Source organism: Streptomyces sp. NPDC006510, assembly GCF_040611955.1.
Lineage (GTDB): Bacteria > Actinomycetota > Actinomycetes > Streptomycetales > Streptomycetaceae > Streptomyces.
The window spans coordinates 46,704-58,320 of sequence record NZ_JBEXPH010000032.1 but is presented as its reverse complement, the minus strand read 5'-3'; the positions used below and the strand labels follow the sequence as shown (position 1 = coordinate 58,320).

Below are 11,617 nucleotides of genomic sequence, written 5' to 3'. Positions count from 1 at the left end.
CGCCGCGCTCGCGGCGGGCGGCACGGTCGTCTGGGACGCCACCTCGCTCAACGTGCACCAGCGCTCGCTGGTGCACGCGGTGGCCCGGCGCAGGGACGCGCTGCTCACCCACGCCGTGGCGCTGGTCGACGAGGCGGAGCTGATCCGCCGCAACGGACGCCGCAGCCATCCCGTGCCACCCGAGGTGCTGACCTCGCAGCTGCACAGATTCGTGCCCCCGTACCCCGGCCAGGCGCACCGCACCTGGTACATCGGCGCGAGCGGAACCGTGGAGGACAGGGCGTAGATGCGTACCAGCGAGGAGATCTACCACCGGGTCCGCTGGGACGCCCGGTTCGACCCGGCGCGCTTCGTGATGGGCGTGGCTCAGCGCGGGACCGTGCCCAAGCGGGTGCCGCTGCCCCGCTTCACGCCCGGCGGGGACATCCCCTGGCACCGGGTGCTGTTCTTCGAGGCGGACGGCGAGATCGTGTGGGACCGGTCCTCGGGGGTGGACCGGATCGACGCGACGGACGCCGGGCGGGTGCGCGCCCCGCGCCGGCTGCCGTCCCCCTACTTCGTCTCCCGCACGCCGCACGCGTTCTCGGTGTCCGAGGCCGCCTGGACCCCCGTGCCCGAGGACGTGCCGACGCCCGCGCCGTCCGCCGCGCTGACGCTGCTGACCTGGAACACTCTCTGGGACCGCTACGACAGCGACCGCATCGACACCGCCCGGCGCCGGCCGCTCCTGCTCGACGCCCTGCGCGCCGCGGACGCCGATGTCATCGCCCTCCAGGAGGCCGAACCGGCCCTGCTCGGCCTGCTGTTGGCGGCGCCCTGGGTCCGCGAGGGCTACACGCTCTGGGCCGACCCGGCCGGCCGGGATGTCGCCGACTGCGGTCTGCTGCTGCTCAGCAGGGTCCCGGTGCGCGAGGCGGGTCTGCATGTCCTCGGCCCGCACAAGGCGGTCGCGGCCGTCGTCGTGGACGGGCCGGAGGGACCGGTCACGGTCGCGGTGACCCACCTCAGCAGCGACCACTCGGCGAACGGCGCGGGTCGTCGCGATGCCGAACTGGCCGATCTGGCAACGGGGTTGGCGACGGTCGAGGGCGATGTGACGCTGCTCGGCGACTTCAACGACGGCGGGGACACCCCGCAGGACCGGCTGGGGATGGCGGACGCCTGGAGCCGGGTGCACGGCGCGGACGACCGGACGCCCACCTTCGACCCGTCGGTCAACCCGCTGGCCGCGGTCTCCTCCCTGACCGGGCGGGTGTCCCGGCTGGACCGGGTGCTGGTCCGCTCGGAGCGGCTGCGGCCGACCTCGGCGGTGCTGCTGGGCGACGTGCCGGCGCCGGACGGGCTGTACGTCTCGGACCATTTCGGGGTACGGGTGGAGCTGGCCACCGAGGCGGCCGAGGACGCGGCGGAGGAGGCGGAGGCGTACGCGGCCGATGCCGTGCGCCGGGTGGCCGCCGCCCTGCCCGAAGGCTCTGTCCACCTGGCCGGCTCCCGGCGGATGGGCTGTGCGCTGCCCGGCGCGGACGTGGACCTGGTCGCGGCGCTGCCGGGCGCGGTGGATCTGCCGGGGGTACGGGAGCGGCTGGCCGCGGCCCTGCCGGGCGCCGTGGGGCTGCGCGAGGTGACCGGTGCCCGCGTACCGGGTCTGCGCTTCTCGCTCGACGGGCTCGGGGTGGACCTGGTGACCGTGGCGACGGGCGCACTCCCCCCGGCCCAGGCTGTGGCCCGGCGCGCCGAGCTGGGCGAGGCGGCGGCCACGGCGCTCAGCGCGGTGAGCGACGCGGACGCCGTGCTCGCGGCGGCGGACCCGCACCGGGCGGCGTTCACCCGGCTCGCCCGCGAGGTGAAGGGCTGGGCACACGCGCGCGGCCTGGACTCCGCGCCGTGCGGCGGACTGCCCGGCCTCGCCTGGTCCGTACTCGCGGCCCGTACCGCCCACGAGTCGGGCGACCTGCCGCCGCTCCCCCTGCTCAGGCACTTCTTCGCGACCTGGGCCACCTGGGACTGGGACCGCGCGGTCGGCTCCGACGGGACCGGCGCCCCTGGTGGACTCCCCCTCACCGTGCTGACCCCGACCGACCCTGTCCGCTCCTGCACCACACAGGTCTCCCCGGCCGGCCGGGACCTCGTCGCCGAGGAACTCTTCCGCGCCTGGGAGATCCTGGAATCCGCCGACGACACCGGCCCCGTACCGCACGCCCTGCTCCGCACCCCGCCGCCGCTGCACGCGCAGCACACCGCCTGGGCCCTGGCCTCCGTACGACCCGGCCCCGACGAGGGGCGGCTGCGCGGTCGTCTCCTCGCCCTGACCACCGCCCTCGCCGGGGCGGGCGCCCCGGACTCCCGTATCTGGCCGCGCCCGCTCACCTCCGACGGTCTGGCGGGATATGCGATCGGCCTGGGCGCCACGCCGCCCGACGGGCACCGGCTGGCGGAGATCGGGGCGGAGATTCTGCGCGGCATCCCGGATGCCTCGCTGGCCCGGGTGGAACTGTCCGTTCTCCGGCCGGCCGGAGACCCGGCGTTCGCCTTCTGAAGGACTGGCCGATGTCCCTTCCCGCGTCTGACAACAGCGCGCCCCCGGTCCGGCATCAACCGGGCTCGGGGGCGTGAGTGCGTGTGGGATCAGTGCCCGGCGGCGTACGAGACGAAGCCCGCCCAAGCGCCTGAGGCGAAAGCGAGCCGGGCCCCCTGCACGTTCTTGGAGTCGCGCACGAGCACCGCGCCGGGGGTGGACGCGACCTCGACGCAGTCGTTGCCGTCGCCACTACTGCTGTAACTACTCTTGAACCACTCCCGCTCGGAAGCGTCCCCGGCAGAGGGCTTGTTGATCATGTCTCTCCCAGCACTTGCTCGATGAAGGCCAGCGACTCTCGTGGCGTAAGAGCCTGGGCCCGGATCATCCCATAGCGCAAACCAAGGATCCTGAGCTTCTTCGGGTCGGAAACCGGGCGGCCACCGAACGCGCCCTCGGAACGCCCCACCGCACTGCCGCCGGGGAACTTCAGCACCTCGATCAGTCCGCCCGTCCCAGGATGTTCCTCGCGGTTGGTCGGCATCACCTGGATCACCACATTCCGCAACCGCCCTACTTCCAAGAGGCGTTCGAGTTGTCGGCGCAACACCATTGCGCCTCCGACCGGACGTCGAAACGTCACCTGCATGCCGTTCTTGGCCCAACCCCTGGTGTCCCCGACACGTCACCCCGGACAGCCGGGACAGCACTGGACAAGCACGGGACAATCACCGTACGTAAAGGGCTCGTTGCTGTTCACCGTACGCACGCCCTGGCCACGCCGAGCGACGTGAACCAACACATCATCCGAACCGAACATTCCGCTCCCACCCGGCAGTTCACCGTGCTGCTCTCCCCCGCCCGGGGCTTCCTCAGGACTCGGCCGCGCACATCGTCGCCGAGCTGGCCGCCAACGCCGCCGCCCACGGCCGCGTACCCGGACGGGACTTCCAACTCAGCCTCACCGCCCACCGCGACGAGCTCCTGCGGATCGAGGTGACCGACATCCGGGGCGAGCAACTGCCCGTCGCGTCCACCCCCGACCAGCTCGCGGAGAGCGGGCGCGGTCTGCTGATCGTCGAGGCGCTCGCCGACCGCTGGGGCATCGACGTCGGACCTGCCCCGCGCAAGACGATCTGGGCCGAACTCGACCTCGTACCGCGACCGCTCACCGGGTCGCGGAAACCCACGACCCGGTGAGCCACGTCCCCGCGCTCCACGACACATAAAGCTGACGACATCCACGCCCTCGCCCCCGGCATCGCCACCTGGCTCGAACGCGACACCCACCCCGACACCATCCGCCACGCCCCTCACCACCGACCTCCCAAACCCCCTGAAACACCCTGCCAAGCTCCTCCGCCACCGGATCACGGCGCTCCTGCCACCACCGCTCCCGGGAGCCCAGGATGTCGCCGCACTCGCACGTCCCGGCGTCATCGTCATCCCGCTCCAGAACTGCGACCGCTGCGACCGCGCCTTCCGCTCCCGCCACCCCGGCCACTGCCGCGACTGCCGGTCAGGCCTCCACACAGCCGCCTGACGAAACCGTCACCCAACACGAACGGACCTCCATGGTCAGCTCGCCCCACGAGGCAATGCACCGCACCTTCCAGGAGTACCCCGGCCTCTTCTCCCGCGTCTCCGAAGTACTCGGAGTCGACATCCCACCACCCACCTCGGCCACCGCCCTGCCCACCGACCTCACCGAAGCCCGACCCGTCGAACGCCGGGTGGACACCCTCCTGCGCATCGAAACAGAGCACGACGGGCCCTTCCTCCTCGCCATCGAGGCCCAGGGCAAGAAGGAAAACCCTGTCCGCCGCACTGCGGGACACACCGGAAGCAATCGCCGACCCCATCGTCGAACTCACCGCACAGGGCCTGGGCAACCGCCCGGCCGCACAGCACTGGAGGAACCTGGTGGCCGTGGACACGTCTTTCTACAAGTCCTTCATGTCGGAAGAAATCCGGGACGAAGGCCGCGCACGAGGCCGAGCCGAGGACATCCTGCTCGTACTGGCACAGCGCCGCATCACCGTTCCCGACAAGGCTCGCGAGCGGATCACCGATTGCGGCGCCCCCGAGACTCTGCGCCAGTGGCTCATGCGAGCCGTCACCGCCGTCACCGCCGAGGAGATCTTCGCCGAGAAGTAGCCTCGTCCCGGTGGCTGCGCCGCTCCTGTCCACAGGCCCCGCATCCGGTTCACCGGCTCCCCCACAGGTACCGTCCCACCTTCATGGGCGCCTGAGCTGTGGCTCTGACACACTCCGTCCATGACAACGAGCACCACCGCGCCCTGGACCCTGCGCCCCGCCCGGCCCGAGGACGTCGAGACCATCGCCGAGCTCAGGGCCGTCGTGATGCGCCCCGACCTGGAGCGGCTCGGGCGTTACGACGAGCACCGCGTACGGCAGCGGCTGCGGGACGTCTACGCACCGGAGCACACCTCAATCATCGTCGCGGACGGGGAGTTCGCGGGGTCGATCACCCTGCGTCCGGCCGAGGGCGGCATGTGGCTGGAGAACTTCTACCTCTCCCCCGCCCTCCAGGGGCGCGGGATCGGCACCGCGGTGCTCCGTTCGCTGCTCGCGCGGGCCGACGAGGAAGGCGTGACCGTGCGCCTGGACGTGCTCCAGGGCAGCGCCGCCCGCGCGCTCTACGAACGGCACGGGTTCACCGAGGAGCGGCAGGACCCGATCGATGTGTTCATGGTGCGTACACCCACGAGTTGAGCTGTCCGGGTCACACCCGTAGAAACCCAGGCAACCCGCCTCCGTGAATCTCCGTCTATCCCCCCGCAGCAGCGGCTCGCCCCCGCCGTGGCCTGCACGGATTCGGCACGCAGCACAGGGCCGCACGGCCGCCCGCTGCGGGAGAAGTGGACGGAGCACGGTGTGACGGATCGACCCGCGTCGCGCGCATCCCGCTCGGGAGTACCGCGGCGCACCCTGCTGGCGGCGGCCGGTGCGAGTGGCCTGACGGCCCTCACCGCCTGCACGGCGCCCTCGCCGCCCCGCCGCCGCGACCCCGCCGCGGACCCGATGCCCGGACTGCCGATCAGTACCTCGCACCCGGCGCTGATGATGCAGGTCCTCGCCCACCCGGACGACGACCTGTACTTCATGAACCCGGACACCCAGCAGGCGCTGGACGCCGGTACCCCGCTGGTCTGCGTCTATCTGACCGGTGGTGAGGCCACCGGCATAAATCGTGTGCCGGGCCGCCCGCTGCCGGCGCCCGACAAGGCCGCGTACTCCTCCTCGCGTCACCAGGGGCTCCGCCAGGCGTACGCGACGCTGCTCGGCCTCGGCAGGTTCACCCCGTGGCGGAGGTCCGTCATCGAGCTGCACGGCGGCCACCGAGCGGAGATCAACACCCTCGGCAACCGCGGCCGCAGGGTCGAGCTGATCTTCATCAACACCGCCATGCACACCTCGTACGGGCGGCTCGGGCTGCCCAGCCTCTGGCAGGACCGGCGCCTGATCCTGCCGACCGTGGTCGCCGACGGCTCCCCGCTGAAGAAGGCGGGTTCGTACACCTACGACGGGCTGATCGACGTCCTGGTCGGGCTGTTCGAGCAGTACCGGCCGAGCATCCTGCACACCATGGACCCGGACCCCGACATCCAGCACAGCAGCGAGGCCGTCCGGCGCCGGGACAGCGAGCAGCAGGGCTACTCCGACCACCCCGACCACACCGCCACCGCGCTGTTCACCTGGGCGGCGCTGATCCGGTGGGTGGCCGGGGCCACCAAGGGCGGCGGCGAGGTGCCGAGCTTCGCCACCACTGCGTTCCGGGCCTACTACAACCGGCACTGGCCGAAGAACCTGCCGCCCGCCGTGCTGGCCGAGAAGGCGTCGCACCTGGTGCCGTACGGCGGCTCGGCGGACTGGCGGTGCGGCAACCCGGCGGGCTGCGGGGACTACAACGTGGGCGGCAACCGGCCGCTGACCAACCGGAAGGGCTGGGTGCGGTCCACCCACTACCGCTACCCGGGCCCCCGGCCCACCGTCGGCACCGAACCGGACGGCCGACTCGTCACGTACGGGGTGCTCGGCCTGCGGGCGGTGCGCCGGCGCGAGAGCACACCAGGCAGCGGAGTGTGGGACGCGCCGGACGACCTCGGCGGCGGCCCGCTCGCCCCGGTCCTGGGCAGCGCGACGCTGCCGGACGGGCGCCATCTGCTCTTCGGGCTGCGGTTCTCGGCGCTCAGCGGGCACGGCGCGGACAACGAGCGCGAGATCGTCGCGCTGGAGCAGCGCTCCCCCGGCGGTGCCTTCCGCGCCTGGCAGGGGCTGGGCAACCCGGTGCGCGGCCATGACGGCGGGCGCCGGATCGGTGTCCCGGTCGCGGTCGCCGCACCCGACGGGCGGGTCCATCTCTTCGTGCGGAACGCGGAGAAGGGCGTCAGTACCCGGGTACGGGACACGGCCGGCCGGTGGAACGAGTGGCGGGACATGGGCGGCGGCGAGATCCAGGACGGGCTGAGTGCCGTGGTGGACGCCGGGGGCTGTGTCCATCTCTTCGCGGCGGGGCGGTTCGTGGTGCACCACTGGACGCAGGACGCGCCCGGCGACGAGGTGACCGCGCGCACCCAGATCACCGGGGTGCCGGTGCCCGGGGACGGCCCGGCCGTGCTGCCGGGGGCGGACGGCAGCATCGAGCTGTTCTACCGCGCGGCGGCGAAGGCCGCCCTGACGACCGTACGAACCGGGGAGGCGGCGGACGAGACCGGCATCGACGGCTACGGGCGCCTGATCCGGGACCGGGCGGGCTTCGACGGGTACGGGCCGGTGGCCGCCGCCGGGTCGCCGGGCGCCCCGGTACTGCTCGGCCGCACCGCCAAGGGGCTCATCCAGCTCCGTACGCCCGCCGGGCTCTTCGTCCGGCGGCGCGGGCCGGTGGCCCTGGACGGGCCGGCCCTGCACATCGGGAAGGACGGGCGGCCGGCGGTGGTGGCGCTGGGCCCGGATGCCCTGCCCTGGCTCTGGCGCCCCTGAGGCCCGCGCCCGGACATGACGAAGGGCCCCGGTCCACCGCTTGCGCGGCGGGCCGGGGCCCTTCTCGGTGCTCTGTGCGGAGCAACCAGGTCAGACAGTCAGGTAATTACTTGACGATCTTGGTGACCTGGCCGGCGCCCACGGTCCGGCCACCCTCACGGATGGCGAACTTCAGGCCCTCCTCCATGGCGACCGGCTGGATCAGCTGGACCGACATGACGGTGTTGTCGCCCGGCATGACCATCTCGGTGCCCTCGGGAAGGGTCACCACGCCGGTCACGTCCGTGGTACGGAAGTAGAACTGCGGGCGGTAGTTGTTGAAGAACGGGGTGTGACGGCCACCCTCGTCCTTCGACAGGATGTAGGCCTGGGCCTCGAACTCGGTGTGCGGCGTGACCGAACCGGGCTTGATGATGACCTGGCCGCGCTCGACGTCCTCGCGCTTGATGCCACGGAGGAGCAGACCGACGTTCTCACCGGCCTGGCCCTCGTCGAGCAGCTTGCGGAACATCTCGATGCCGGTGACCGTGGTGGTGGTCTTCTCCTGCTTGATACCGACGATGTCGACGGTCTCGTTGACCTTGAGGACACCACGCTCGATACGACCGGTGACGACGGTGCCACGACCGGTGATCGTGAAGACGTCCTCGATCGGCATCAGGAACGGCTTGTCGACGTCACGCTCGGGCTGCGGGATGTTCTCGTCGACGGCCTTCATCAGGTCGAGGACGGTCTGGCCCCACTCCTTGTCACCCTCGAGCGCCTTGAGCGCCGAGACCTTGACGACCGGCAGGTCGTCGCCCGGGAACTCGTACTCGGAGAGGAGCTCACGGACCTCGAGCTCGACGAGCTCCAGGATCTCCTCGTCGTCCACCATGTCGGCCTTGTTCAGGGCGACGACGATGTACGGAACGCCGACCTGGCGGGCCAGGAGCACGTGCTCCTTGGTCTGCGGCATCGGGCCGTCGGTGGCGGCGACCACGAGGATGGCGCCGTCCATCTGCGCGGCACCCGTGATCATGTTCTTGATGTAGTCCGCGTGACCCGGGCAGTCGACGTGCGCGTAGTGACGCGACTCCGTCTGGTACTCGACGTGCGCGATCGAGATCGTGATACCGCGCTGGCGCTCCTCGGGAGCCTTGTCGATCTGGTCGAAGGCCGAGGCCTCGTTCAGGTCCGGGTACGCGTCGTGCAGCACCTTGGTAATGGCGGCCGTGAGGGTCGTCTTACCGTGGTCAATGTGACCGATGGTGCCGATGTTGACGTGCGGCTTAGTCCGCTCGAACTTCGCCTTCGCCACTGGGTCCTCCTGTGGAGTGGTTCTGTACGCCTTGCTTCATCGGCGCCAGGTGATCTTTGCTGGGATGCCGGGGCCGGGGGCATTCACCGCATTGCTTGCGCTCTGCGACGAATGCCCCATCAGGCTCCGGTGACAAGCCTAAAGCGTGAGCTCGGGAGAGTTACTCGCCCTTGGCCTTCGCGATGATCTCCTCGGCGACGTTCCGCGGAACCTCGGCGTAGGAGTCGAACTGCATCGAGTAGCTTGCGCGACCCGAGGTCTTGCTGCGGAGGTCTCCGACGTAGCCGAACATCTCCGAAAGGGGCACGAGGCCCTTCACGACGCGAGCGCCGCTGCGCTCCTCCATGGCCTGGATCTGGCCACGGCGGGAGTTGATGTCACCGATGACATCGCCCATGTAGTCCTCGGGCGTGGTCACCTCGATGGCCATCATCGGCTCGAGGAGCACGGGGGACGCCTTGCGGGCACCCTCCTTGAACGCCTGCGAACCGGCGATCTTGAACGCCAACTCGGAGGAGTCGACCTCGTGGTAGCCACCGTCGAGAAGGATGACGCGGACGCCCACCATCTCGTAGCCGGCCAGGATGCCGAACTGCATGGCTTCCTGAGCACCCGCGTCCACCGAGGGGATGTACTCACGGGGGATGCGGCCACCGGTGACCTTGTTGACGAACTCGTACGAGGCCTCGCCGCCCTCGAGGGGCTCGATCGCGATCTGCACCTTGGCGAACTGACCGGTACCACCGGTCTGCTTCTTGTGGGTGTAGTCGATGCGCTCGACGGCCTTGCGGATCGTCTCGCGGTACGCGACCTGGGGCTTGCCGACGTTGGCCTCGACGCGGAACTCGCGCTTCATGCGGTCGACGAGCACCTCGAGGTGAAGCTCGCCCATACCACCGATGATGGTCTGGCCGGTCTCCTCGTCGGAGTGCACCTGGAAGGACGGGTCCTCCTCGGAGAGGCGCTGGATGGCGACACCCAGCTTCTCCTGGTCACCCTTGGACTTGGGCTCGATGGCGACCTGGATGACCGGCGCCGGGAAGTCCATGGACTCCAGGATGACCGGGTTCTTGTCGTCACACAGCGTCTCACCGGTGGTGGTCTGCTTCAGGCCCATGACGGCGATGATGTCGCCGGCGCCCACCGACTCGATCTCCTCACGCTTGTTCGCGTGCATGCGGTAGATCTTGCCGATGCGCTCCTTCTTGCCCTTGACGGAGTTCAGCACCGAGGTGCCGGACTCCAGGCGGCCCGAGTAGACCCGGACGAAGGTGAGCTTGCCGAGGTGCGGGTCGCTCATGATCTTGAACGCGAGGGCCGCGAGCGGCTCGTCGTCGGACGGCTTGCGCTTGACGACCTCCTCCGGGTCCTTGACGCCGTGGCCCTCGATGGCCTCGACGTCCAGGGGGGAGGGGAGGTAGCGCACGACGGCGTCGAGCAGGGGCTGGACGCCCTTGTTCTTGAACGCGGTGCCGCAGAACACGGGGGTGACGGTCGTCTCGCCGCCCTTGCCGGAGTTGATGGTGATGCGACGGATGCCCTCGTAGAGCTGCTCCGCGGAAGGCTCTTCGCCCTCCAGGTAGAGCTCCATGAGCGCCTCGTCGTTCTCCGCGGCGGCCTCGAGGAGCTTGCCGCGCCACTCTTCGGCAGCCTCGGCAAGGTTCTCGGGGATGTCGACGATGTCGTACGCCTCGCCCTTGGTGGCTTCCACGGGGTAGACGAACGCCTTCATCGTCACGAGGTCGACGACACCCGTGAAGTCTGCCTCGGCACCGATCGGGAGCTGCATCACGATCGGGGTAGCGCCGAGGCGGCCCGTGATCATGTCGACGCAGCGGAAGAAGTCGGCACCGGTGCGGTCGAGCTTGTTGACGAAGCAGATACGCGGCACGCCGTAGCGGTCCGCCTGACGCCAGACGGTCTCGGACTGCGGCTCGACGCCCGCCACACCGTCGAACACGGTGACGGCACCGTCGAGGACGCGGAGCGAACGCTCCACCTCGACGGTGAAGTCGACGTGACCCGGGGTGTCGATGATGTTGATGGTGTGGTCAACATCATTGAGCGGCCAGTGACAGGTCGTCGCGGCGGACGTGATCGTGATGCCGCGCTCCTGCTCCTGCTCCATCCAGTCCATCGTGGCAGCGCCGTCGTGGACTTCACCGATCTTGTACGAGACGCCGGTGTAGAACAGGATCCGCTCAGTGGTGGTCGTCTTGCCCGCGTCGATGTGGGCCATGATCCCGATGTTGCGGACCTTGGCCAGGTCAAGCGAAGTGGTGGCCATAAGGCTCAATCTTCTCTCGGTCTCGATGTGGGTAGCGACTACCAGCGGTAGTGCGCGAAGGCCTTGTTGGACTCGGCCATCTTGTGGGTGTCCTCGCGCTTCTTGACGGCAGCGCCAAGACCGTTGGAGGCGTCGAGCAGCTCGTTCATGAGGCGCTCGGTCATGGTCTTCTCGCGGCGGGCGCGGGAGTAGCCCACGAGCCAGCGCAGCGCGAGGGTGGAGGCGCGACCGGGCTTGACCTCGATCGGCACCTGGTAGGTGGCGCCACCGACACGGCGGGACTTGACCTCGAGCGAGGGCTTGACGTTCTCAAGCGCGCGCTTCAGCGTGATGACCGGGTCGTTGCCGGTCTTCTCGCGGAGGCCCTCCATGGCGCCGTACACGATCCGCTCGGCGGTGGAGCGCTTGCCGTCCAGCAGGATCTTGTTGATCAGCGAGGTGACAAGAGGAGAGTTGTAGACCGGGTCGATGATGACCGGGCGCTTCGGGGCGGGGCCCTTACGAGGCATTC

The 11,617-nt window shown here is 70.1% G+C and carries 8 protein-coding genes and 4 pseudogenes; 7 read left to right on the top strand and 5 right to left on the bottom strand.

What is annotated here, in order from left to right:
• Both ABZY11_RS13435 and ABZY11_RS13430 read left to right on the top strand, forming a co-directional pair.
• On the top strand, positions 1-286 hold a 286-nt coding region (locus tag ABZY11_RS13435), incomplete at its 5' end, for an AAA family ATPase (protein ID WP_356479253.1).
• Complete coding sequence (locus ABZY11_RS13430) at positions 287-2,536, top strand: RNA repair domain-containing protein (RefSeq protein WP_356479252.1); 2,250 nt, start codon at positions 287-289, stop codon at positions 2,534-2,536.
• Positions 2,537-2,625: 89 nt separating this feature from the next.
• Here the strand turns inward: ABZY11_RS13430 and ABZY11_RS13425 are convergent, their stop codons facing one another.
• Together ABZY11_RS13425 and ABZY11_RS13420 are read right to left on the bottom strand one after the other, a co-directional pair.
• Positions 2,626-2,835 carry a DUF397 domain-containing protein gene (locus ABZY11_RS13425; protein WP_356479251.1) on the bottom strand — a complete coding sequence of 70 codons (210 nt, stop codon included), beginning with the start codon at positions 2,833-2,835 and terminating at the stop codon, positions 2,626-2,628.
• Positions 2,832-3,161 (bottom strand): annotated as a pseudogene (locus ABZY11_RS13420) (Scr1 family TA system antitoxin-like transcriptional regulator); the annotation flags it as partial. The gene ABZY11_RS13425 and the pseudogene ABZY11_RS13420, both read right to left, overlap by 4 nt.
• A gap of 144 nt (positions 3,162-3,305) precedes the next feature.
• On the opposite strand from ABZY11_RS13420, the pseudogene ABZY11_RS13415 reads away from it, so the two are divergent.
• The 5 genes and pseudogenes from ABZY11_RS13415 (at position 3,306) to ABZY11_RS13395 (ending at position 7,519) form a co-directional block, all read left to right on the top strand.
• Positions 3,306-3,715, top strand: a pseudogene (locus ABZY11_RS13415) (ATP-binding protein).
• A 36-nt stretch (positions 3,716-3,751) separates the two neighbouring features.
• Positions 3,752-4,058: pseudogene (locus ABZY11_RS13410) on the top strand (helix-turn-helix domain-containing protein); the annotation flags it as partial.
• A gap of 31 nt (positions 4,059-4,089) precedes the next feature.
• Positions 4,090-4,672: pseudogene (locus ABZY11_RS13405) on the top strand (hypothetical protein).
• 120 nt (positions 4,673-4,792) lie between these two features.
• A complete protein-coding gene (locus ABZY11_RS13400) occupies positions 4,793-5,251 on the top strand; it encodes a GNAT family N-acetyltransferase (RefSeq protein ID WP_356479250.1) in 459 nt (152 codons plus the stop codon).
• A 309-nt stretch (positions 5,252-5,560) separates the two neighbouring features.
• Positions 5,561-7,519, top strand: coding sequence for a PIG-L family deacetylase (locus ABZY11_RS13395; protein WP_356479255.1), 1,959 nt, complete (start codon positions 5,561-5,563; stop codon positions 7,517-7,519).
• 106 nt (positions 7,520-7,625) lie between these two features.
• On the opposite strand, the gene tuf is transcribed toward ABZY11_RS13395, so the two are convergent.
• The 3 genes from tuf to rpsG all read right to left on the bottom strand — a co-directional run bounded on the left by tuf (position 7,626) and on the right by rpsG (position 11,615).
• The gene (gene tuf, locus ABZY11_RS13390) at positions 7,626-8,819 is read right to left on the bottom strand and encodes an elongation factor Tu (RefSeq protein ID WP_356479249.1); all 1,194 of its coding nucleotides are present in this window, start codon (positions 8,817-8,819) and stop codon (positions 7,626-7,628) included.
• Between the two features lie 160 nt (positions 8,820-8,979).
• Positions 8,980-11,106: an elongation factor G gene (gene fusA, locus ABZY11_RS13385; RefSeq protein WP_356479248.1), complete on the bottom strand. Its 2,127-nt coding sequence runs from the start codon at positions 11,104-11,106 to the stop codon at positions 8,980-8,982.
• Between the two features lie 38 nt (positions 11,107-11,144).
• Positions 11,145-11,615, bottom strand: a complete 471-nt coding sequence (gene rpsG / locus ABZY11_RS13380; protein ID WP_072485550.1) for a 30S ribosomal protein S7 — start codon at positions 11,613-11,615, stop codon at positions 11,145-11,147.
• Positions 11,616-11,617 lie beyond the last annotated feature (2 nt).

Excerpts from the sequence above, each read along its gene's own strand:
- ABZY11_RS13425 (WP_356479251.1), bottom strand. The coding sequence starts at position 2,835 with ATGATCAACAAGCCCTCTGCCGGGGACGCTTCCGAGCGGGAGTGGTTC.
- fusA (WP_356479248.1), bottom strand. The coding sequence starts at position 11,106 with ATGGCCACCACTTCGCTTGACCTGGCCAAGGTCCGCAACATCGGGATC.
- ABZY11_RS13395 (WP_356479255.1), top strand. The coding sequence starts at position 5,561 with ATGCCCGGACTGCCGATCAGTACCTCGCACCCGGCGCTGATGATGCAG.
- ABZY11_RS13430 (WP_356479252.1), top strand. The coding sequence starts at position 287 with ATGCGTACCAGCGAGGAGATCTACCACCGGGTCCGCTGGGACGCCCGG.
- ABZY11_RS13400 (WP_356479250.1), top strand. The coding sequence starts at position 4,793 with ATGACAACGAGCACCACCGCGCCCTGGACCCTGCGCCCCGCCCGGCCC.
- rpsG (WP_072485550.1), bottom strand. The coding sequence starts at position 11,615 with ATGCCTCGTAAGGGCCCCGCCCCGAAGCGCCCGGTCATCATCGACCCG.